This is a genomic window from Psychrobacter halodurans (assembly GCF_017498075.1).
Lineage (GTDB): Bacteria > Pseudomonadota > Gammaproteobacteria > Pseudomonadales > Moraxellaceae > Psychrobacter > Psychrobacter celer.
The window spans coordinates 1-24,106 of sequence record NZ_JAGBKN010000027.1; the positions used below are offsets into that span (position 1 = coordinate 1).

The following is a 24,106-nucleotide window of genomic DNA, read 5'->3' on the forward strand; positions in this document are numbered from 1 at the left end:
AACGGGAACGGGAACGGGAACGGGAACGGGAACGGAACTGGGAACGGAACTGGGAACGGAACTGGGAACGGAACTGGGAACGGAACTGGGAACGGGAACGGGAACGGGAACGGGAACGGGAACGGAGCTGGAAACCCTACAGAATCAAACTTAGTAATTATTGCGACTTATCCATATGATGCGAAGAGTATTGTAAAGTCTTCAGCGAATAAGATAACTTTCAGGCCTAATAAAACAGTAAGTACCGGGGTCACATATACTATTTGTGATAGTAACAAATCCGCCACCTCTAGACAGGTAGTTGTTAGTAGCGTAGGACTAATCAGTAGCAAGCTAGGAGGGGTTTGTGAATGAGAGTTAATAATAGGCAGTCAGGTATCGGGCTAGTAGAGGTATTGGTTGCTGTATTACTGTTGTCTGTTGCAGTATTGGGATTTAGTGCCTTGCAAATGCGGGCCATTAGCGCAACTGACGAGAGTCTTATACGCACAAAGTCTTTGACTATAATACGTAACTTAGCTGAGGTTATGCGTGCCTATCCTGAAGCATATGTGACAGGTAGTGGCAGCAGCTTTGCCAAAGCAGTAGCTAGTGATAACAACGCAGTACCAACTGTACAAGCGGTGGTTAGTAGTAATGCAACGGATAGCGTTACGATCGATAGTCAAGTCGTGAGTATTGTAGGAACAGATAGCTGTCTATCTACCACCACTAAAACCATAGAAGGTAAAGAGATCGCCCAGCAGTCCTGTGATATCAATCAGTTAGCAGCACGTGATGCTTTAATAGTTAAAAAAATGGCAAAAGATCAAGATCTTAGTGTTAGTATCGTTATGTGCCCAGGTACATCTGCACAAGCCATTCAACAGCAAATGTGTGTTATCACGGCATGGAGTGATACCAAGGCTATCCTTGATGATAATGATAGTAAAGCTTGTGCCTCTGCTAATGGTGTATATAAGACAGGTAGTCACTGTCTTATCTCGGAGGCTTACTAGATGACAAAATACCGTACTGCCCGTTTGTTGTCCAATGCATCTTTAACGAGCATGCGTGGTTTCACTCTTATTGAGTTGATGATTGCTTTAGTGCTTGGGCTTTTGGTTTCTGCAGCTGTAATGCAGGTCTATTTGATTAATACTCGTACCATCACTATCCAACAAAGCGCTTCTGAGGTACAAGATAGCAGTATTTTCGCTATGCAAGCTATTGAAGAACACGTTCGTCTAGCAAATCTAGGGAACCCTATCAGTTATATCACGGATGCTACTGATCATGGTGGTATTGTATTAACTCAAACCAACTTAGGTACAAATAATACAACCGCCACCAAGTACCTTACATTAAATAGCGCTACTGGTTTATCCAACATCAAAGATAAGCCAAGTGACCAATTAACTATTCAGTATAAGAACATCACTCCATATGATCTATATGATTGTGAAGGTGGAAAAATTGAGGTAGCAGAACAAGACTGGGTCGTTGAGCGTTACTTTGTGCGTCTAGCAACAGGTGCAAGTAATTCAGCTACCACTAAAGACTTGGTATTAGCTTGTACAGCAGGGCGTGTAGATACAGATGGTAATGTGACAGAGGCATTTACTGGCAATGGTGAAGTAGTAGTTGCAGCTATTGATCAATTCAAAATCCTTTTGGGTGTGCAGGCAGCTGTCGATCAGCTGACTTATTTGCCACCTAGCGTTTATTTAGATATTGATAAGCCAACTGAGGGCGAAAAACCTGCTATTACAAGCGTCAAGCTTGGCATGATCGTACGTAGTAACACACCGCTCATCACTGATACTGATGCAGATGAGTTTACTTTGTTAGGCACAAAGCACGAACTTAAAGCAGATAGCTCGCGTAAAAAATACTATCGACGTAGCTATGAATCGACTATATTGTTACGAAGTGCTCGGATAATGAGCATTGTGGCTACTGTCAATAACACACCATAAAGGAGAGTCAAGTGTCTGATATGCCGAGCTCATATCCTAGCGAGTTGCCAGTTGCCCAACAGGGTGCTGTATTAATCGTGGTATTGTTATTTTTGATGTTAATCATCTTGGTAGGTGTTATTGCGGTCAGACAGAGTACGACAGACTTACGACTGGCCACCAGTGACCAAATAAATACCTTATTATTACAGTCAGCTGATAATGCTCATCAAAATATAGAACAGAGCATCAATGGCAGTAGTAACACAAATATTTATAACGACATGATCTCACGTAGTGGTCCTTTTGGACACTTCATGTTAAATAGCGATAGTATAGATCATGAGTATATCTTTTGCTTTCGTCCACGGGGGCAATTTTTTGACATCAATAAAGCCTCAATCATTACTCCATCTGGTAGTTTGAATAATAAAGGTTATTGTAATCCAGCTGTGTCTGATGACTACATCAGCGCTCGTAATGCCAGCATGACTCAGGTCAGTGTTGCCCTAACGCCGCCTAGCTCTGAAAACGAGCCTTTTAGAAGTTATACAATCGGTCAAGACAGTAGCGAGATATCTAGTCAAGCTTTTACTTTTGATATCAATAGTACGGCAGTATTACCAGCATATGGTGACACATCGGTAGGTAGCAAAAATTGTTTTGAACAAACAAGCCGCTTACACTCAGTAAATGATACGGCTGATACTATCGGAGGCTGTATGACAAAAGCGGGTGTGCCAAGTACGGTCATCTATGAGATGGCCAATGTCGAAAACCAATCTAAACGCACTAAATGTGTCAATTTTGGTAAAGGTAGCGGTAAGCTCTGCACATTACCTACTAGTTAGTCCAACCACCATAGTTATGTCTGAGTCAAATATTAAAATATTGCTATTAGGAGTAGGTCATGATCTACAGAAATAACAAATCGTACTCACGCAAGTGGCCTATCAAAGCATTGACAGCGTCAATAATTATGGGTCTGATAACGACATCTGCGCATACCAATACTGCCACTATTAAGCGTAAACCGATTGGCGACTTAGAGATTTATGCACCTGCTAAGCCTGGAACGGCTGCTATTTTTATGATGTTAGATACATCAGGAAGTATGAGCTATTATGACGGCTCTTGTAAGGGTAAAAAGAGCGATAGAACAGATAAAGCCATTCAGCTGGTTGTGTATGAGCGTGAAAAAGATGCAAATCAGCCCGATGGTCTGCTACGAGATGAAAACGGTAATACAGTTTTAAACTTTAATAAAGTGCATGCGCAAGGAACCTATACTCCTTATGGTTGTACTGATAGGTATGATCAAAGTAATATAACAACTGATCGCATGACACAGCTCAAATTAGCCCTTTTAGAGCTACTTGCTGATAGGGTTTATAACGTACAAGATGGAAGTCTCAAACCGACAGGTTCGCTACCTGATGATTATAGTATTGGCATGGGGAATTATAGCCTCAATGGTGATGGTAGTCGGGCAGTTATTCTAACACCTACCCGCGAGTTGAGCGCAGAGCAGCGTGTTGAATTGCTCAATAAGGTCATAGGTCTAAACCCTACTGGAGGAACGCCTACAGCCCACGCTTTAGCAGAATCTGGTGCTTATATGATGGGCACCTCTACAAAAGATAGTGGTTATAGTAATAGTACTTGGTGGAGCGGTTTTGACTACTCTGATAACAGTACCAAAAATAACGGCAGTTATATATCGCCCCTCAATGATGAAGAATGTAGTGGTAATGGTATTTATCTATTAACTGATGGTTATCCTAATGGTAGTAGCACTAGCAGAGCAAAAGCTATTATGAATAACTCACTGTCTTACTCATCATCTTTATCTATAAATACTTGCAGTGGTTTGCCAAATGTAGATAGTAATAGAGGCTGGGCATGTATGGCAAGCTATGCTGCGCTACTACGTAACCCTGCTAACAACCCAAAAGGGCTGCCGATCAAAACGGCGACCGTTGGGTTTGGTAAAGATTTTGATGGCTTAACAGGTACTCGTAATATTATTGTCAATGGTAAATCAAAAGAAGTCACCGATTGCAACAGCGGAAACAATGTCGATGACGATATTCGTAACCTTTGTAAGCTTGGTGAACGCAAAGGTGATGATGAAGTAAAAACCTTTGGCGATGGCGGTTTTTACTATACAGAAAAGTCTGAAGATATTGCTGCCAGTATCGTTGACTTTGCTTCAGGTTTGGTTCAAATAATCAACACAGCACCCTCTGGCACGATCACAATTCCTGATGATCCATATCGTGCTGCTAATCAGCTACCTTATGCCTATCTACCTATGCTAGATCCAGATATTGCCTCAGCAAGCAGTATCTGGCGCGGCAACCTAAAAAAGTATGACCTAAATAAAGGCACATTATATGGTAAAAACGATAAGCTGCTATATGAAGATGTCGCAGGTAACCTAAGTGCTGCCACTCAAGACTTGTGGCAAACCGTTGGAGTTAGTGTAGATGGTAAGCCGGCTAACAATAATATTGCCGCTGGCGGTGTCTATGCACAGCTGAAGTCACCAAACTCCGGACTATCTAGTCTGCGTACTGTCTATGTAGAAGACACTCTACAGGACAAAAAGACGCCTGTTTTACGCAAAATAACTGTGGATAGTAATGGTAAGCCACAAAACTTCGGCAACCTTGTTGATAGTGTTTATACCGACGCAAATGAAATAAACAAACGTCGTTTACTGAGCTTTTTAGGTTTTAGTGAAGTATTGACTAAAGATGGTCAGTCGACTAGCTCTGATGAAGTAGATAAGCTAAAACTCGACCAGCCTACCAATGAAGTCAAGGTACTTGGTGGAGTAGTGCACTCTACACCCACAGCAGTCTCTTATGGCGCGACCTTAGATAACAATGGCCGTATCACTGATACGCGCGACGATTACGTATTATTTGGCTCAATGGATGGGGCACTGCATTTAGTCAACGCTGATACAGGTGTAGAAGAGTTCGCTATCATCCCTAAGCTTATGGTGGAGACGCAACCAAAAGCATTGGTAGAAGGTTCTATAAAAGATGAAGTTGGAACACCATATTTCGGTGTTGATGCGCCGTGGCTGGTCACCACTGATTATAAATACGATTTAGAGAATAAAAGAGTCACAGTGGATACTACAGATGATAAGGGTATGTTTGCTTATGGTGGCTTGCGAATGGGTGGACAAGCTTTCTACGGTATAGACATTAGTGATAAATCCAGTCCTAAAATTAAATTTAGTATCACGCCAAACACCTTAAACGGTGAGCCCTCGACGAAGTTTTCTCGACTTGGACAAATTTGGAGTAAACCAACAGCGGCCAAAATTCGCTTAAATAAAGGATCAGACGCTAACAAAAACACTGAACCTACTGATGTCCTGATATTTGGTGGTGGCTATGATATGAGCTACGAAGACGCTGAGTATGCTCCTACTGATAGCAAGCCTGCTAAAGGCAATGCTATCTACATGATTAATGCTAAGACTGGTGATTTAATTTGGTCAGCGACCAAAAGTGATAATAGCAACATGATTCATAGTTTTACGGGCGAAATTACCGTACTTGACCGTGACAATGACGGGCTGATGGATCATCTTTATGCTGCTGACCTTGGTGGACAGGTGTTTCGAGCAGACTTTGAAAATGCGCGAATCGAGCAGTTTGGTTTTGACGCAGTTGATAAGTTTAGCAATAAAAGTATGACTCGTATCCTAAATGCCAGTGCTGATGTCGACAAAAAATATGCATACCGTTTTTATACCCGTCCAGTAGTAAGCTTCTACCGTAGCGAAGGCGGCTCTAACAACGGTAGTATCTTTGCCCTTATTAATGTCATCTCTGGTAATCGTAGCTCGCCACTGTCGACGTTGCGTGACAACAATGAGTATGCCAATCGAGTCTACGGTATCATTGACACTGATATCTCGAGCATTGATTTATACAAAGATGGATTCACTAAAACCGTCACTAATTTGAAAAATGAAAACTTGGTGAATTTGGCCGATAAGCTTGCGGGTACTGTGACTGCCGATAAGAAGTCTGAGGTCAAGAAGTTGATGATTACGGGTGGCAAAAAAGGCTGGTATTATCCACTGACTCGTTTTGACGGCTATAGTAAAGTCAGGTACAACAAGGGTGTAGGTGACATGGCTGCTATCAACAATATCTTATATACCACTGTCTATAACCCCGATAAAATCTATGGCGCCGTCTCAAGTTGTGCAGCACGAATCGTAGGTGGTTCAGAGCGTCAGCTATATTGTCTACCTTACGGTATCTGTATGGATGATGATTCAGTGACAGGCACTGGTGGCTACGTTCCAGCAGGACAAGGTATTCAAGAGCTGACGCTTGGTGCATACAACGCTGATAACAAAGACATAAAGGTCTTGATAGGTACTACTACTATTGCTGATCGTATCGAAGCTGCAAACCGTGCTGGATATGGTCAAGATGGTTTTAAGAACGACAGTAATATCAAAGATCTTTATCCTGGTACTGGTAAGCCAAGTCAAGCTGGCGGTGATGGTAGCGCAACGGAATACTTATTTAATGAGCGCTATACGCTACAGCCAAAAGCATGGTATGAGCAAAACAGCAGTCAATAAAAAACTGGTGTTTTATAGTGAGACTTCGTCAAGATAAAAGATAAGGGTGACAAAAGATGGCGGCAAACATAATGGCATATCGCTCATCAGTCGCGCGCCGCGTGGCTCAGGGCTTTACGCTTATCGAGCTGATGATTATCATTTTTATCATCGGTATACTAGCTGCCATCGCTATTCCTAGCTATCGGCGCTATGCAGTACTAAATGCGGAGCGTGACGTCCAAGCTAAGATGCAACAACTTCAAATAGAGCTGGAGCGATGGCGCAGCAGACAGCTTAGCTATCAAGGGTTTGCTCCGCAAAAAATAACTACTAGCAACGGTACTGCTACTCCAACTTATGTTTATGACGACACACCAACCAATAAAACGATTTATGTCCCAAGTGGAAGTAACGCTAGTAATTATCGTTACCAGATTACGTTGGTTGATGGTAGAGACACCAGCAGCTCTTTGATAACTAGCGGTACTGATGTTGATACAGTCACAGGTCGCTCATGGAAAATGCTAGCTTCACCTAACAACGCAGGTATCACTAAAAATGCTCACTATATGATGCTCGGCAGTAACGGTGTGCGTTGTCAAAGTGAGAATGAAGTAAAAATAGGCGATAAGAACTGCGGCACAGGCCAGAAGGAATGGTAATGATCAACAGTAGCAAGCATACACAGAGAGGTTTTACTCTCGTCGAGATGATGATCGTCGTCGCTATCATCGGTGTGCTCGCGGCTATCGCTTATCCCAGCTATCAGCGCTATGTCATCAAGACCAAGCGGGTCGATATGATGACAGAGATGCAAAATATCGCCTCAGAGATTGAGAGTCGTAAGCTGGCGCAGGGCAGTTATGGTGCGATCAGTGCTAAGGTGAAGACGGATTTTGCAAAAGCGTATCCTACGCAAGGGCAGGCGTTGTACGATGTCAGTATTGGCAATGTCGCAGGGGTTACGGGTACTGATTTGACTTCACAGTGGCTGATCACTGCTACGCCTAAGACGAACACGCAAATGGCAAGCGATGGCAACTTAACGCTTAACCATCAAGGGGTGAAATGCCGTGCTATCGATACTGAAAAAAAATGCGGCACTGGCAGCGAGTGGAATGACTAAAAAATAGTCTGGCAACTGACAATTATTGTCAGTTATCGTGAGCCAAAGTAGCTGCCATTGACATAAATTGACACTTTTAGGTATGATTAGCGTAACAATTAGTGTCAGTAGATAGTAGTATGGTAAGTGACTGCATGAAAATATCAATAAATAGCGATAAGAATTGGGCACTTAGCATATATACCTACTGTGACTAGTGATATTGGCACGCTATATGCATATACTAGAGCACGAAAGACCAATACACTATATCCAATACATTATATAACGAGAGATAGCGTGAGCGAATATCCGTTATCTTTATCCCCTCTAAAGGAGTTCTTATGAACGCTCAAAAAGGTTTTACCCTAATCGAACTAATGATCGTTATCGCTATTATCGGTATCTTGGCGGCGATTGCTCTACCTGCTTATCAAGATTATACTAAGCGTGCAAAAGCTTCAGAAGGTTTAACTTTAGCATCAACTGCAAAAACTGCAGTAGCTGAAAATGCTTCTAATGCCACAGAGTATAGTGCTGGCTGGACTACTCCAGCTGCTACTAAGAATGTTAAAAAGGTTGAGGTTTCTGATTCAACGGGTGAAATTACGATTACTTATGACAAGCCTGTACAAGATGATGGAACTTTGGTATTAGCTCCACATACAGACGTTAGTGGTACTGCAACAGCTTTACCAGATTCTACCTCTGCATATACTCCACCTGCTGATTCAATTCAATGGGATTGTTTAGCCAAAGATGCTACTCCTTCGGTAAGTACAGCTACAGTAGGAACTTTGGAAGCGAAGCTAGCCCCTGCTAACTGTCGTTAATAGCTTGTATTAATAACAGGTAGTGTAAAAAAGACTGGGTAACCAGTCTTTTTTTTGTTTTTATAAATATGGGGGTACTTCCGTATGGTAGCCAAAGTATGAGTGATAAACTGAAGTTTAGTGTGATGTATCTAGCGATAGCGACAATGGTGCTTCTAGTAGTTGTTACAGTCATCTACAGTTTATGGTACCCATTTCCTTTGCTACTCGCTACAGGTACTCAAAAATTGTTACAGACAATAGCTTTGGTTAATATAGGACTGGCTGTTGGCTTAGCATTGATGATTTTTAGAAAAACAAAGGCGGACTTTATAAAAGATATGGTTATATCTGCGCTAGTACAGCTGATATTTTTAATGATTTCTATTTATGGTGTTTATCAAATAAGGCCTGTATGGATAGCTTATAATGTTGATCGTTTTGAGCTTATTTTGCATACTGATTTGGTCAATACTAAGATTAACGACGCTGATAATAGATTTAAAAAACCCAGCTATTTATCTCCACAATACGTTGGCGTTGAGTTATCAGCAGATAATGAAGAGCGCAACAGTAATATGTTTGATGAGGTGCTTCATGGCATCTCTATTGCTCAAAGGCCAGAAAGATATGTACCTATTCAGCAAGTTAGTAAAAAAGTAATAGACCGTTCAAAAGATTTATCACTATTAAATAAATACAATAATGAAAGCGACGTCAAGTTTATACTGGATAAGCACCCTCAGGCAGACCGCTTTTTACCTTTGCAAGCGAAAGTAGTAGATATGACAGTATTAATAAATTCTAGAAACAAAGGAGAAGTTATTAGCATTGTAGATTTGCGACCATGGTAGTGTCCAAAGTTAATCGTCTTCTGTTAAGGTGTTTTTACATAAATATATAATATTGGTACGATGTGTGCATTAACTGATAAACATTTATGATATTTCGATCGCTATGAAATCATTTACTGCTAATTATAACAAAGCTCAACTTGGCTATACCTTAATAGAGTTAATGATTGTCATAGCTATCATTAGCATTTTGGCAGCAACTGCTATTTCTACTTATCATGATTACATAGTCCGTACTCGTGCATCAGAGGCAGTCGTAGCAGGTGCAGTAGTCAAAAAGATAGTGACACAGAATATAGCTGATAATGGCGGCGCTATGCCTACTAATGCTTGTACAGGGTTTTCAGACATCAAAACCGCAACGAAAAATGTAGTAAGTATTGAATGTAGTGCTACGACAGGTGTTATCACAATTTTTACAACTGCGAAAGCAGGAGCGACTACCTTTATTTGGACACCAACTACGACTCCTAATGGCGTATATTGGGTGTGTTCATCTAATATAGCTAAATATGCGCCTAAAAACTGCCGTTAATTTATTGCCAATAAAATTTCTATATTGTTTGAATCAATAAAAACCACCGAACAGCCTTTGCCGCTCGGTGGTTTTTTATTGACGGATTTTATCCCCGCCTCAAAGTGCGATCAGGCTGCCTACTTCTCTAAATACTGAATCTTACCTTCCACACCATCCCATTTGGCGGCTTCTGGCATCTGCTCTTTCATCTCTGTGATGTTTGGCCATTTTTGCGCCAGCTCTTCATTTAGCTGAGTGAACATCTCTTGCCCCTTCGGCACCTCGTCTTCTGAGAATATCGCATTGGCCGGACATTCAGGCTCACATAGCGCGCAGTCGATGCACTCATCAGGGTCGATGACCAAAAAGTTTGGTCCTTCATAAAAGCAGTCCACAGGACAGACTTCCACACAGTCGGTGTATTTGCAAAGAATGCAGTTATCTGTAACGACAAAGGTCATAGTGATGTCTACCTGTTATTGATTTGGCTGATATGGTGCCTGTATCGTCAGCGCCTACCGCGGCGAGTATGACGGCGATTGCGATACTCAATCGTCGCGGCAGTCTGCCTAATGATGCACCATAAGGGCTAGAGTAACTAAAAAACTAGATTGACTAAAACAAGCCACATTTTAGCGCCTTTACGCTGATTTGACAATTCCCTTTAGTGACTAATGATATCCTTAAGATGATAGAGCAGATCATGTGCTTGTTTGGGCGTTAGGTTGTCAGGATTGATGGCCGCCAGCTCGTCTTGTAAGCTAAACAGCTGATTTTGCTGTGGAATATCTGCCGCTGCTTGCTCATGGCTTAGAGGGCTGGCCTCTATCGTGGTCAGCGGTCTTTGATCATCAAGCTGGCAATTATCCGTTCGCGACTTAGCTAAGTCGCTTTTGTCATCAACGTCTTGAGAGTCATCAACGCATTGGGAGTCATCAACGCTTTGAGTATTCGCCACCATCGTTGGATGATCGCGCAAGTAGCGTTTGGCATCATCAATCACCGATGGCGGAATGCCGGCCATCTTGGCGACATGTAGTCCAAAGCTAGAGCTGGCCGCGCCGTCACGGATTTGGTGCAGCAGTAGTAATTGACCATCGATTTCACTGGCGGCGACATGGACGTTACGAATACCTTTATTTTGTGCAGCCAATTGTGTCAGCTCAAAGTAGTGGGTGGCAAACAGGGTCAGGCAGCCGATCTCAAGCAGCCTATTGACACAAGCGTGAGCGATGGCCAGCCCGTCGGTGGTGGCGGTACCGCGGCCGACTTCATCCATGAGCACCAGTGATTTATCGGTCGCTTGGTTTAAGATATTGGCCGTCTCGATCATCTCGACCATAAAGGTCGACTTGCCACCTGCCAGATCATCGGCCGAGCCAATGCGGGTAAAGATGCGGTCGATATCACCGATGCGCGCGCTGGCCGCTGGCACAAAGCTGCCACAGTGCGCGAGCAAGACAATCAGAGCGGTCTGGCGCATGTAGGTTGATTTGCCGCCCATATTGGGGCCTGTGATCATCAGCAGGCGCTCAGGATGTCCTTCTTTAGTATTGGCACTGCCCAGCGCGCAGTCGTTGGCGACAAAGGCATGGGCGCGCGCAGGTTTGCTGGGGTGTTGGCTGAGGTTTTGGCTAAAAGTCTGTGTTGCGCCTTGCGCGGCTGGGCTGCTGGTATTATCGGGGTTTAATGCCGCCTCGACCACCACATGGCGGCCTTGCTGAATGTCGATACTGCTCTGGTCGATACGGGTCTGGCTGCTTTTTTTTAACAAGTTGCCATCGTTTGAATCGTTAGTCATAACGGGACGTTGCCAATTATAAAGGGTCGCAAGCTGCGCCCAGTTGCTGAGCACATCTATTTGAGCGATGGCGGCGCTTAGCTGCTGCAACTCGGCCAAGTGACTACTGATTATCGTCAACAGCTCATGATACAGCTGTTTTTCGCGAGCCAGTGCTAAGCTTTGTGCGCTTAGGTATTCGGACTCGACTTCCTTTAGCTCATCGGTGATAAAACGCTCACTACTCTTGAGCGTCTGCCGCCTGATAAAGTGCGCGGGTGCGTTTTTGGTTTGCATTTTGGGCAGCTCAAAATAAAAGCCGCTGACTTTATTAAACCCGACTTTTAGACTGGGTAGCTGGTTGTCCTGACGGGCGCACGCGACCATCTCATCTAGTGTCACTTGGATATTGTCATGCAGGTGTGTGAGGCGATCAAACTCGGCGTCATAGCCTGCTGCCAGCATACCGCCATCGCGGATATGAGCAGGCGGCTCTGGGATAATGGCACGCTCGATCAGCTCGGCGACGGATTGTACCGCAGGCAGCTGCGCGGGCAGTTGCTGCATGAGCATGGCCAGCAGTCCTGCCTGCTCGTGATGGATGCCTGCTTGCTCTAATAAGGTGCTCAGCTGCGCGCTGCTGTTGATACCGTCCACCAGTTTGCGCAAGTCTCGCGGTTTGGCGCTCATCAGGCCGATACGGCTGGTGATGCGCTCGATATCACCGATGGCGCTTAGCGTGTCGCGTATATGGCTGACCAATGAGGGACGCTGTAGCTGCGGACTATGCGGACTACCTTGCTTGCTGCTGTCAGCTGGGCTGTCTGCTTGCAAAATTTTGTCTATGGCGTCTAGGCGCATATTGATACGCGCATGCTGGCGCAAGGGGCGTTTCATTTGCTGCACCAGCAGGCGACGTCCCATCGGCGTTTGGCAGTGATTGACGACTGAGATCAGCGATGTGCCGCTGCTACTGACTGGAGCAAACAGCTCAAGGTTTTGCTGACTACCGGCATCGATGATCAAGTAATCATCGCTAAACTCGACGATAAGCTGATTGACCTGCGGCACGTGACGCTGCTGGGTTTGCTGCGCATAATGAATCAAGGCGGCACAGCTAGACTGGCTAAGCGGCGCGTCATGGATACCAAGCCCATCGAGACGCTGCACTCCAAACTGCTGACAAAGGGTATCTGCGGCATGGTCGCGGTGAAAGTCATTGGCAGCGACTTCGATGATCGGACAGTTCAGGTGCTGTCGCAGCCATAGCGGCCAGTCGGTATCAGTACTGCCAGTAGCATCGCTCAGTGCTTCGCTGATGATACATTCGCTAGGGGCGAAGCGGGCAAGCACCGTCAGCATCTGCGTTTGTAGGTCATCGTAGTCATCATGATTGGCGCTCAGGCTCTGAGTGGTCAAAGTGCCAGCGGCTAAGTCGAGCTGACTGACGGCGGCCTGTAGTGGCTGCTTGCTGTTTGCTCGCGGCTGGGCGATATCGATTGCCACCACGGTCGGCGTGTGGTTAGGCGCGATCAGTGCATCATCCGTGATGGTGCCTGCGGTCAGCGTTTTGACCACCTCACGGCGCATGATACCAGTGGCCTTGCTACTCTTTTTTTGTTTATCGCCCATCGCCGATGGAGCGGATGAGGGACTGGCTGCATCGGTTGATGCGTCGTCCACTTGCTCACAGACGACCACTGTCTGACCTGCCGCGATGAGCCGCGCCATGTAGCTGTCGGCGGCATGAAATGGCACACCCGCCATGGCAATGGTATTGCCTGCTTTGTCGGTGCCGCGGCGCGTGAGCGTGATGTCTAGTATCTGTGCGGCACGCTTGGCATCATCAAAAAACAGCTCATAAAAATCACCCATCCGGTATAGCAGCAGCGCTTGTGGATAGTTGGCTTTCATGGTTAGATATTGCACCATCATCGGCGTGTGATCGGCCAAATGATAAACAGTATCGCCGATAAGTAGCTGATCGGCGTCTGCAGATTTGGTAGCGCTTGCCTTGGATAAAGGCTGCTTGGCCGCGGTATCTGTTGTGGGCGCAGGATGGCTAATACGAGCGTGCGGGGCAGAGGTGTTGACGGTCATGCAGAGTCTCTTATGGTACTTAAATGGGTTTGCTTAGAAAGAATGCGTATTTTTTAGAAAAAATCAGGGATGCAGGTTGGCAGTTATTTGCGTTTATTGATATCACCAAACAGCTGTTAAATTAAGGGTATAGGCGCTATTTTAACACGTTCAGCGCTGTTTTTACGTCGGCAAATATCTGCTCACAGCCCTTGTATCCATCAGCGTCATAACCATATATAATGACGGCACACTTAATTGGGCGATACTTAGTTAGGCGCAGTATCATAAAATAGCGCGCAGTATTAGATGTTACTGCGCCGAGTGACGACAAGCACCCAGCAGGGTGCGACGCTAGGCATTGGCTAATGCGCACTAATTATCGAATATTTCCATAGGTCAAAAAATTATGTTATCAAAGATTATAGGCAGTGTGGTTGGCACCAAAAATGACCGCGAACTAAAACGCATGCGCCGCGTGGTCAGTAAGATCAACGCACGAGAGGCTGAGATACAAGCCCTGTCTGATGAGCAATTACAACAAAAAACTGCCGAGTTTAAAGCGCGGCACCAAAACGGCGAGAGCTTGGATGCGCTATTGCCAGAAGCGTTTGCTGTCTGCCGTGAGGCGTCATGGCGCGTCAATGGCATGCGCCACTATGATGTGCAGCTGATCGGTGGTATCACCTTGCACGAAGGCAAAATCGCCGAGATGAAAACAGGTGAAGGTAAAACCCTCATGGGTACCTTGGCCATGTATCTAAACGCTATCAGCGGCAAAGGCGTGCATCTGGTCACGGTCAACGACTATCTTGCGGCGCGTGATGCGGAGCTAAACCGTCCGCTCTTTAACTTTTTGGGCATGACCGTCGGCGTGATTTACTCACAGCAGCCGCCACAAGAAAAAATCGACGCCTATCAAGCTGATATCACGTACGGTACCAACAACGAGTACGGTTTTGATTATTTGCGTGACAACATGGTGTTTAGCCTCGCTGAGAAAAAACAGCGCCCGCTGAATTTTTGTATTATCGATGAGATTGACTCCATCTTGATTGATGAGGCACGTACGCCGCTGATTATCTCAGGGCAAGCCGAAGACTCTTCACGCATGTATGCGCTGATTAACACCATCATTCCACGGCTTAAGCGCTCAAAAGACGAAGAAGCCAATAAAAATAACGAAGATGAAGATTTTTGGATTGATGAAAAAAACCGTCAGATTGAGATTAGCGAAAAAGGCTATGAAAAAATCGAGCGTTTTTTAACAGAAGTCGGTGAGCTTGGCGAAAACGAGAGCTTGTATAGCCCAAGTCGCTTGCCGCTGCTCGCGCACGTCCAAGCCGCCATTCGCGCCCATCATGTGTTTGTCAAAAACGTCCACTATATCGTTGACGACGGTGAAATCATCATCGTCGATGAAAACACGGGCCGTACCATGCCTGGTCGCCGCTGGTCAGAGGGCCTGCACCAAGCGGTAGAAGCCAAAGAAAACGTCGAGATTCAGGCAGAAAACCAAACGCTTGCGACCACAACTTTCCAGAACTATTTCCGTCTTTATGACAAACTCTCTGGTATGACAGGCACGGCCGATACCGAAGCGGCGGAGTTTAAATCCACGTATGATTTAGATGTCATCGTGATTCCAACGCACGAGCCGATCGCCCGTATCGACATGGACGATCAGATTTTCTTGACCAAGCTTGGCAAATACAAGGGCATCATCCGCGAGATCAAAGAGATTCAGGCCAAAGGTGCGCCGGTGCTGGTCGGTACAGCGACGATTGAGGCCAGTGAAGAATTGTCTTATCTGTTCGATCAAGAAGGCATCAAACATAATGTCCTAAACGCCAAGCAGCACGAGCGTGAGGCAGAGATTATCGCGCAGGCAGGTAGCCCAAAAGCGGTGACCATCGCCACCAACATGGCAGGCCGTGGTACTGACATCATCTTGGGCGGTAACTGGCAGTCGTTTATCGAAGACATCGATGCGGTCAGCCCAGAAGAGATGGCGCGCCTAAAAGCAGAATGGCAAGTCAAACATGACCAAGTCGTGGCCGCTGGTGGTCTGCATATCATCGGCTCTGAGCGTCATGAGTCACGCCGTATCGACAACCAGCTACGTGGCCGTGCCGGTCGTCAAGGTGACCCTGGCATGTCGCGCTTCTTTTTATCATTAGAAGATGACTTGATGCGTATCTTCGCAGGCGACCGCGTGGTCAATATGATGCGCGCCATGGGGCTAAAAGAAGACGAAGCCATCGAGCATAAGATGGTCTCAAAATCGATCGAAAACGCCCAAGGTAAAGTCGAAAGCCGCGACTTTGATGCCCGTAAAAATCTACTCAAATACGATGACGTCGCCAATGAGCAGCGTAAAGTCATCTATAGTCAGCGCGATGATTTGCTCGCAGAGATGGACTTAAAAGAGGCCATCGATGTCATGCATCATGAAGTCTATAATGCCATGATCGATCAGTTTATTCCGCCAGGCTCTATCGATGACCAGTGGAATATCGACGGCTTAGAAGACGAGCTAGAGGATGAGTTTAAAATCTCGATGCCGATTAATGATTGGCTGGATGAAGACCGCCGCTTAGATGAAGACGGCTTGCGTGCCAAAATTATCCAAACGGCATTGGAGCGTTATCATACTCGCCGCGAGCAGATGGGCGAAAAAGACGCCGCCCAGCTTGAGCGTCACCTTATGCTGCAAAGTCTGGACAAGCATTGGAAAGAGCACTTAACCCAGATGGATCAGTTACGCAAAGGTATCCATCTGCGCGGTTATGCACAAAAAAACCCAGAGCAAGAGTATAAGCGCGAGTCCTTTGAGCTGTTTCAGATGATGCTTGGCGCTATTAAGTCTGAGACCGTACAAGACTTATCACGCGTGCACATCCCGACCAAAGAAGAGTTAGAGGCGCTAGAGGCGCAGCAGCGTGAAAACGCCGCGCAAATGCAGATGCAGTTTGAGCACAATGATGTCGATAACTTAGACAGCAACGCCGGTGCCGCGCAGCCACCAGCGCAAAACCGTAACCAAGCAGCAGGCGCGGCCGCCGCTGGTATGACGGCCGGTGCTGCAGGTGCGAATGCCAGTGCGAGCGCTGCTGGGGAAAACCCATATGCGGGTATGCATATCAGCCGTAACGCGCCTTGTCCTTGCGGCTCAGGCCTGAAGTACAAGCAGTGCCACGGTAAGATCTAGGCATAGCAAGTAATTTAAATGAGATGTTTACAGGCCCTTATCTTGCACAGATAGGGGTTTTTTTATGAAAAGGATTAGGACACCAAAAAAGACGTTAAGTGTCTTTTTTGGCTTGGAGACAGCCTTTAGAGGCAGGTAAATGCTCACTGTTTTTGTATGGATTGTTTACAAATTGCACATAGGCGTGCATTTAGGGACACGCTATAGTATTTAATATATTTGTTTGGAGAGTGTGATGAACGTAGAATTATTAAAACAATTTCGAACCTCTGTCGTTTTAACGGGCTTATTGGCTGGTGTCATGACTGTCAGCGCTTGCCAAAAACAGCAAGAAACTGAGCCCAGCCTAGAAGAAAGCATCAGCGAAGAGCAATCTGTACCGATGTCTGCTGAGCCTGCCGAGCCAAATGATGTGGTAATGGACGCGCCAGCTGATGAGGTGGCAGATGATACGGTCGCGATGGTTAATAGTGGTGTCACTCAGATGACCTACTCATGCTCGCCAGCATTAGAGGTAAAGGCAACTTATAAAGACGCTGATAATCAAGTGGTCATCGAAACTGCCAATGGCACTGCGACTTTGACCAAAACCAATGATGCGAGCAACCCAGAAGTTTTCAATCTCGATACCGCCATCGATGGTGGTGTAGGGTTTGTACAGTGGCGTGTGGCGCATACAGAGCGTGAGACAGGTATAATGCGTACCGCTGGTGCCGATGCCGATAATGTCAGCACTTATGAATGTAAAAAATCAGCCGAGCCTAGCGCCGATGGGTCAGCTGCCTAACCATGCCGTCGTGATTTTATCATTAGATAGCTGACTCTAACCAGCAGTAAGAGTGAGACTGCAGCTAGACAACAGCTGATACCTTTATATGGTTATATTTATATTTCATGACTAAGCATTGATGATCGATATTTACGCAAAAAGCAACGCTAATACAGCGTTGCTTTTTTTGCCGTATTGCCTTGTATTGTCTTTACGTCGTCAGCTTACTTATCGTTGACTCCTGATAAAGCTGCTATAGTTAATGCACATTAAGATGCGCCTATCGGTTTTATTTTGAGTTGGCTTTATCATCAGTGGCATCATGCTCATGAGCTAAAAACCCTTCTTCGGTGACATCAAGCTCTTCATGCTTTAGGGTCACCTGAATACTATCGGTATGGGTATGTGTGGTTTTGTTGACATCAACTTCTTGTATGGCAAATGTCTCCTTGGTAATGGTGGCAACTTGACGAGACAGAACGATCTCGAGCGGTGCTTCATCGATCTCAATCTGCTGGCCATTGACCGTCACCACCGCTTTGCTATCTAGCGCAGGCTCGACGTGACGCAAAATATCTTTATCATCGTACTGACCTGATAGTAAGTCTTGGCTTTCGGCATCGTGGTATTCAGTACGAATGGTAAGATATTCTTCTACCAGCTCTATCGGCACATCGATGGTCTTGGTGCGACGGTGTTTGGTCACTGTGACTTTGCCGACATCAAGACGCTCTTTGTTGACCACAGGGCGCTCTTCTAGCAGCTCTAAATGACCAACCTCTTGTGATGAGGGATGCCGGTCAGCTGCTGGATCTGTATCTTCGGCCATCGGCGTGGTGTCTTTATGAAGAGGAGTGGCTGATGTAGAGAGGGCACCGTCTTTTGACGGGTCGCGGTTGGAGTCGGTGACGGCATTAGTGTCAGTGGTCATTTTGATATCCTTATATTATGAAATACTATCAATGTCATAGCGCAAGATCGATGTGCTATTTGATGAAAGCCAGAAAAAAGGCCAGAGACATGCTCTGGCCTTTATTTGCTAAGTGACGCTGCCTCCTATCTTGTAGTGCAGCCGTACTTAGCTGTAAGTGGCGACTATGACTGGTGTGTTTATCATATTATTATAACCAATCAGGGAGTAGGCCAGTATAAGGCTGTTATGGATTACATACCGCGAGCACGGCGTACTTCTTCGGCAGTGATGTCGTCACGATTGACGATGTTGCCCTCACGGTCTACCACATTACCATCACGGTCAATGTCTAGCTCTTCGCGCTGAATGGTTTCGACAATTGTCTCAGTATGGCGCTCAGTCGTCTTACCGACGTTGACCTCTTCTGCCACATAAGTGTCTTTACCCACGCGTGCACGCTCTGCTTCTAGCTCGACTTCAATGGTTTCATTACCATCGACATCTCCGATGCGGCGATCTGTTGGACGATCGACATTGGTACGCTGGATATTGGCGTGCTCTTCTTCTAGCTCGACATCGACGTTGCGCTCTTCTGTGACCACATGTTTACCGACTTTGACCAGACCTGCTACGATGCGATCTTTATTGACGGTTAGACGCTCTTCTAGTAGCTCTAGGGTGTTTGGTGCATCATAAGCATGGTCAGCAATTTCCATACGCTCAGCTTCTGGCACGCTGTCTGCGACAAAGGCTTGACGGTCTTTTTCGTACTGCTCTTTATAGCTGTACTGATAATCATGGTCATATACTTCCATCGCTTCGACTTGCGCTTCTGTTAAGCTATCGAAAAATACATCATCACCGACGATACGTGCCAGGCCTGCTGGGACAAGGACTTCTTTTGAGCTAAACCAGCCGCCTACATCTACGATCAAATAACGGATACGGCCCGTGGTGTCTTCTACCAATGCACCTTCGATTTTACCGATTTTTTCTTCATTGACGCCATAGGCAGTTTTGCCTGTTGGATCATAGTAGTCATCACCGATTAGGTCGCGGTGCGTGGCTTGGATGTCTTTTAAACGGATTAGCTGGCTCATTATTATCTTCCTTTTTTATGAGTTCATTATTGATTATTAAATTCTGTTTAAGACATTATCTTTGACAGTTAGTTAAAGATAGTGGTTTAAACAATATTTACTTAGAAAAGTGTCTTGTATAAAGCTGCTATGGACACATCGTATTATTAACTTTTATACCTGCCAGTGTTAGCTTGGCAGTTGCTGCCTCAATTTGTAATTATCGTAACACCCTGATTTTAGATGAGATATATAAGCAAGGTAGCAAAGTGTGCGCTTGAGGTAATGGCGTGTAATAGGCTGTAAGTGGTATAACAGAGTAAGGGGTACAAGTTAACGCGTTTTTACACGATGCAATAATTTGGCTATTTTAGAAAATGACAAACACAAAAAAACCGCAGAGCATATCGCCATGCGGTTTTGATACATTTAAGAGCTTGATATATTAAAGAATAAACAGCCTGACAGTTATTAGGGCTTATATTAATCTAGGGCTGATATTAATCTAGATACTGCCCCTATCATCAGGCAGCTGCTGATTAGGCAAGCTCGATGGCCACTGCCACGGCTTCGCCGCCACCAATACATAAGGTCGCCACGCCTTTTTTGCCGCCTGTACGCTTGAGTGAATTGATCAAAGTGACCAAGATACGCGCGCCAGAGCATCCAACTGGATGACCAAGAGCACAAGCGCCGCCTTCGACGTTGACTTTGGCATGGTCAATATTTAGCTCATCCATCGCCGCCATCGTGACCATAGCAAAGGCTTCGTTGATCTCCCAAAGATCGACATCAGCGATTGACCAGCCAGCATTAGCAAGGACTTTTTCGATAGCGCCAATCGGTGCAATGGTAAACTCGCTTGGATGACGAGAGTTAGACGCGGTGGCGATGATGCGTGCTTGATAATCACGACCTTCTTCTTTGGCTTGTGACTCTTTCATCAACACGACTGCTGCTGCACCGTCTGAAATTGAGCTGGCGTTTGCAGCGGTGATGGTACCGTCTTTGGCAAATGCTGGACGCAGGGTAGGGATGCGCTCGGCGTTGGCAAGACCTGGCTGCTCATCGGTATCGACCGTTTGCTCGCCCTTGCGGGTTTTAAAAGTAACGGGTTCGATCTCGTCTTTGAAGTGATCGTCTTTGATTGCTGTCAGCGCACGATTGAGCGATTCGATGGCAAACTCGTCCATTTGCTCACGTGTATAGCCTTTTTCGTCAGCCATTTCTTGGGCAAACATGCCCATCAGCTTGCCCGTTTCTGCGTCTTCTAAACCGTCTAAAAACATATGGTCTTTGACTTCTTTGTGCCCCATACGGTAGCCTGCGCGCGAGCCTGGCATGATATAAGGAGCGTTGGTCATCGACTCCATACCACCTGCGACTGCGACCTTAAAGCTGCCCGCTTTGATGCCATCGTGAGCCTGCATGACTGCTTTTAGGCCTGAGCCACACAGTTTGTTGATAGTGACCGCGCCCGTCGCATCAGACAAGCCGGCGTTGCGCATCGCTTGGCGGGCAGGACCCTGACCTAAGCCTGCTGTCAAAATACAGCCCATGATGACTTCGTCAATACTGTCGACATCGACACCTGAGCGCTCGACAGCAGCTTTGATCGCCGCCCCGCCAAGCTCGGTTGCGCTCACATCTTTTAGCGAGCCTTGAAAACCGCCCATAGGAGTACGGGCACCATTTAAAATCACAATTGCATCATTTGACATCGTTATTATTCCTTTTTACGTATTTAAATGAACGTGTGGCACTTTTTGGCCAAACGCTGACAGGCTAGCAGCTATCCATCTTGCTGTTGTTTACGCTAGCTCATCTAGGCGAATGCGTACTACTTTATCAGTAATTGTGTCTAGTTTTTCGATTTTTTCGATGGCCAGATTCATGCGGCTCTCAACCACAGGTAGCGTCAAGATAATGACGGGCACCTGACCAACCTTGTGCGCCGGTTTTTGCAAAATCGCATCGATATTGATACCTGCATCGCTGAGAATACGCGTGATATCGGCCAGCACTCCTGGGTTATCATAAGCATGGACGCGCAAGTAGTAACCCGTGGTCATCTGCTCGGCGCGTAGGATCGGTGTATCAGATAGTTGCTCAGGGATAAACGCGAGGTGCGGCACATGGTGACCGTTGTTGCTTTTATCGTCGGCATCCTTACTACCTAACACACGTACCAAATCCATGACATCCGCCATTACCGCCGACGCGGTTGCGCCAGCACCGGCTCCATCGCCGCAGTACAAGGTCTGCCCGAGTGGGTGTGAGTTGACCAAGACTGCGTTTTTTACGCCATTGACATTGGCCAAAAGAGCGTCTTGCGGGATGAGGGTCGGATGGACACGCAGCTCGACACCAGTTGCAGCATCGTCGCCTGTGCCATCACGGCGCACCGCAAAGCCTAAATGTTTGATGCGATAGCCCAGCTCTTCGGCATAGTTGACGTCTTGTAAGGTGATACCTGTGATGCCTTCGCAATAGACCTTATCAAACTGTAGCGGGATCCCAAAGGCGATAGAGGCCAGTAAGGCCAGCTTATGCGCCGCATCGATACCCTCGACATCGAAGGTTGGGTCGGCTTCGGCATATCCTAACGCTTGGGCTTCGCTCAGTACATCAGCAAACGGACGACCCTTATCACGCATCTCTGTCATGATAAAGTTGCCTGTGCCATTGATGATGCCGGCCAGCCACTCTACTTTATTGGCCGCCAAGGCTTCACGCATCACTTTGATGATTGGAATACCGCCTGCGACTGCTGCCTCGTATGCCACATGGACATGATGCTCTTCTGCAAAAGCAAAGATCTCATTGCCGTGTTCGGCGAGTAAGGCTTTGTTTGCGGTGACCACATGCTTACCGTTTTTGATGGCATGCATGATGACTTCGCGGGCGAGTGTGGTGCCGCCGATCACCTCGATCACGATGTCGACATTGTCGCTTGCCGCAATTGCCATCAAGTCACTGCTTTGCATGATATTGGGATCAATATCATCACGATGACGGCGCGTACCCACTTCGGTAATGGTAATGTCTTGGCCGCTGCGGCGTTTTAGCTCATCTAAATTGTCATTGATTAGATTGATCACGCCCGTTCCGACGGTGCCTAGACCAAGTATCGCTAGTTTGATGGAATGACTCACAGTATCCTCAAGAGGTTAAATATAAGACGCCCAGCATAACACTGCTATCAGATAAATGCGCTGGTCGTATCGAGCATACAGTGGGCGCAAATGTCGTTTGTGATAGGGTTATCAAGGCGTCATTATCGTTGAATAAAAAAGACTCACATTGATGTTTACACTACGGTTGTGTTGCTGATGTTTTATGACGCTTCATCGTATCATACCGACATGCAGTTGTGACGTCTACCCAAACTGACTGTCGCCAAAGTCAACGATATGACAGCAGCGTGTTAGCTGGCGTCAATCGCTGTTTGTGCCAGCTGCTCAGCCGGTAGATAGCCACCGATTTGCTGGCCAGACTCCGTAAAGATAGCTGGCGTACCGCGCACGCCCAATCTTGCGCCTAGTGCCATATGCGCTGCGACTGGGTTTTCGCAGCTAGGTGCTTGCACATTGGCGCCCATTTTTGCTTGATTCATAGCGGCATGGCGATCTTGGCTGCACCATATTGCCTCCATTTTGGGTACCGATGCTTGGCTACGAGGCCACGCCAAATAACGCACTTCGATACCGCGCGCATTGATATCAGCCATCTCTTCATGCAGCTTGGTGCAATAAGGGCAGTCGGCATCGGTAAACGAGTAGACCACCGCTTTGGTCTCACCCTTGGCTGGGTAAATAATCAGCTCGTCTTTATCGACCGCTTGCAATGCTTTTTGGGCGGTATTGGCCACCAATGCGGCGCTGATATCGACCGGCGCACCGTCACCGACCGCGATGATCTGACCTTGAATAATGTGCTTGCCCGACTTATCCGTAAAAAAAGACGGCAGCCCTTCAGCGGTCGCCCAATAGATACCGTCCATATCTGTTGGTACGGCTGAGAGGATAGTCTCCTCAATCCCTGAGGTTTTTAGGTTTTCTTGCAACGCGCTGACCACCGCTGCATCACTCTCTGCCGATACCGTCTTGGTATTTGCCTGAGTGCTATTGACCACACCGGTGTTGCTGGTGGCATCGGCGGCATTGTTTGAGCAGCCAGCAGCAATGGCGACCAATAACGCCCCCATCATAAAGCGTGATAGGCGGGTTTTGCGAAATCCAATGACAGCGTGGGCTTTTTGGGTGATGGAGGATGACATATAAGTTTCCTGTAGGCATTGCGCCTAATCATAAATGCGTCGGCATAAAACAAATAAACGCTATTGCGTGCAGTATGGGGCAACGTGAGAAAACTGCCGCCATCACGCCAGACTGTGATCGTGGATATAGCGCTTATCAATGAAAGTTAAAAGGTTCAATATAAA

Annotated in this window: 19 protein-coding genes; 12 read left to right on the plus strand and 7 right to left on the minus strand. The window is 46.4% G+C overall.

Annotated elements, in window-relative coordinates; translation table 11 throughout:
- The 10 genes from J3491_RS12105 to J3491_RS12050 form a co-directional block, all read left to right on the plus strand.
- Nucleotides 1-354, plus strand: a 354-nt coding sequence (locus J3491_RS12105; protein ID WP_207970147.1) for a GspH/FimT family pseudopilin, incomplete at its 5' end; no start/stop codon positions are given.
- Nucleotides 351-998 (plus strand): type IV pilus modification protein PilV, encoded by a 648-nt coding sequence (gene pilV, locus J3491_RS10320; RefSeq protein ID WP_207970148.1) that lies wholly within the window; start codon nt 351-353, stop codon nt 996-998. The genes J3491_RS12105 and pilV, both read left to right, overlap by 4 nt.
- Complete coding sequence (locus J3491_RS10325; protein ID WP_243456343.1) at nt 999-1,958, plus strand: PilW family protein; 960 nt, start codon at nt 999-1,001, stop codon at nt 1,956-1,958.
- A gap of 20 nt (nt 1,959-1,978) precedes the next feature.
- Nucleotides 1,979-2,788 (plus strand): pilus assembly PilX family protein, encoded by an 810-nt coding sequence (locus J3491_RS10330; protein ID WP_100748968.1) that lies wholly within the window; start codon nt 1,979-1,981, stop codon nt 2,786-2,788.
- 59 nt (nt 2,789-2,847) lie between these two features.
- The gene (locus J3491_RS10335; protein WP_207970149.1) at nt 2,848-6,561 is read left to right on the plus strand and encodes a pilus assembly protein; all 3,714 of its coding nucleotides are present in this window, start codon (nt 2,848-2,850) and stop codon (nt 6,559-6,561) included.
- A gap of 71 nt (nt 6,562-6,632) precedes the next feature.
- Nucleotides 6,633-7,205, plus strand: a complete 573-nt coding sequence (locus J3491_RS12045; RefSeq protein WP_207970150.1) for a prepilin-type N-terminal cleavage/methylation domain-containing protein — start codon at nt 6,633-6,635, stop codon at nt 7,203-7,205.
- Nucleotides 7,205-7,669, plus strand: coding sequence for a type IV pilin protein (locus tag J3491_RS10345; protein ID WP_207970151.1), 465 nt, complete (start codon nt 7,205-7,207; stop codon nt 7,667-7,669). Before J3491_RS12045 ends, J3491_RS10345 begins: the two co-directional genes overlap by 1 nt.
- A 323-nt stretch (nt 7,670-7,992) precedes the next feature.
- Nucleotides 7,993-8,481, plus strand: a complete 489-nt coding sequence (locus J3491_RS10350) for a pilin (protein ID WP_207970152.1) — start codon at nt 7,993-7,995, stop codon at nt 8,479-8,481.
- A gap of 98 nt (nt 8,482-8,579) precedes the next feature.
- The gene (tfpZ, locus tag J3491_RS10355) at nt 8,580-9,314 is read left to right on the plus strand and encodes a TfpX/TfpZ family type IV pilin accessory protein (protein ID WP_207970153.1); all 735 of its coding nucleotides are present in this window, start codon (nt 8,580-8,582) and stop codon (nt 9,312-9,314) included.
- A gap of 103 nt (nt 9,315-9,417) precedes the next feature.
- A complete protein-coding gene (locus J3491_RS12050) occupies nt 9,418-9,849 on the plus strand; it encodes a pilin (RefSeq protein WP_207970154.1) in 432 nt (143 codons plus the stop codon).
- 119 nt (nt 9,850-9,968) lie between these two features.
- Here the strand turns inward: J3491_RS12050 and fdxA are convergent, their stop codons facing one another.
- Both fdxA and mutS read right to left on the minus strand, forming a co-directional pair.
- Entirely contained in the window at nt 9,969-10,292 is a 324-nt protein-coding gene (fdxA, locus tag J3491_RS10365) for a ferredoxin FdxA (protein ID WP_011279554.1), read from the minus strand.
- A gap of 203 nt (nt 10,293-10,495) precedes the next feature.
- Nucleotides 10,496-13,711, minus strand: coding sequence for a DNA mismatch repair protein MutS (gene mutS, locus J3491_RS10370; protein WP_207970155.1), 3,216 nt, complete (start codon nt 13,709-13,711; stop codon nt 10,496-10,498).
- A gap of 388 nt (nt 13,712-14,099) precedes the next feature.
- Here mutS and secA point away from each other — a divergent pair, with 388 nt between their 5' ends.
- Both secA and J3491_RS10380 read left to right on the plus strand, forming a co-directional pair.
- The gene (gene secA, locus J3491_RS10375; protein WP_207970156.1) at nt 14,100-16,901 is read left to right on the plus strand and encodes a preprotein translocase subunit SecA; all 2,802 of its coding nucleotides are present in this window, start codon (nt 14,100-14,102) and stop codon (nt 16,899-16,901) included.
- A 235-nt stretch (nt 16,902-17,136) separates the two neighbouring features.
- Nucleotides 17,137-17,688 carry a hypothetical protein gene (locus J3491_RS10380; RefSeq protein ID WP_207970157.1) on the plus strand — a complete coding sequence of 184 codons (552 nt, stop codon included), beginning with the start codon at nt 17,137-17,139 and terminating at the stop codon, nt 17,686-17,688.
- Between the two features lie 271 nt (nt 17,689-17,959).
- Here J3491_RS10380 and J3491_RS10385 read toward each other — a convergent pair whose 3' ends face one another.
- The 5 genes from J3491_RS10385 to J3491_RS10405 all read right to left on the minus strand — a co-directional run bounded on the left by J3491_RS10385 (nt 17,960) and on the right by J3491_RS10405 (nt 23,941).
- Nucleotides 17,960-18,601 (minus strand): YsnF/AvaK domain-containing protein, encoded by a 642-nt coding sequence (locus J3491_RS10385; RefSeq protein WP_207970158.1) that lies wholly within the window; start codon nt 18,599-18,601, stop codon nt 17,960-17,962.
- A 233-nt stretch (nt 18,602-18,834) separates the two neighbouring features.
- Nucleotides 18,835-19,683 carry a DUF2382 domain-containing protein gene (locus tag J3491_RS10390; protein ID WP_207970159.1) on the minus strand — a complete coding sequence of 283 codons (849 nt, stop codon included), beginning with the start codon at nt 19,681-19,683 and terminating at the stop codon, nt 18,835-18,837.
- Between the two features lie 518 nt (nt 19,684-20,201).
- Nucleotides 20,202-21,383 carry a thiolase family protein gene (locus J3491_RS10395; RefSeq protein WP_207970160.1) on the minus strand — a complete coding sequence of 394 codons (1,182 nt, stop codon included), beginning with the start codon at nt 21,381-21,383 and terminating at the stop codon, nt 20,202-20,204.
- 90 nt (nt 21,384-21,473) lie between these two features.
- Nucleotides 21,474-22,817 carry a homoserine dehydrogenase gene (locus J3491_RS10400; RefSeq protein ID WP_207970161.1) on the minus strand — a complete coding sequence of 448 codons (1,344 nt, stop codon included), beginning with the start codon at nt 22,815-22,817 and terminating at the stop codon, nt 21,474-21,476.
- Nucleotides 22,818-23,089: 272 nt separating this feature from the next.
- Nucleotides 23,090-23,941 (minus strand): DsbC family protein, encoded by an 852-nt coding sequence (locus J3491_RS10405; protein WP_207970162.1) that lies wholly within the window; start codon nt 23,939-23,941, stop codon nt 23,090-23,092.
- Nucleotides 23,942-24,106 lie beyond the last annotated feature (165 nt).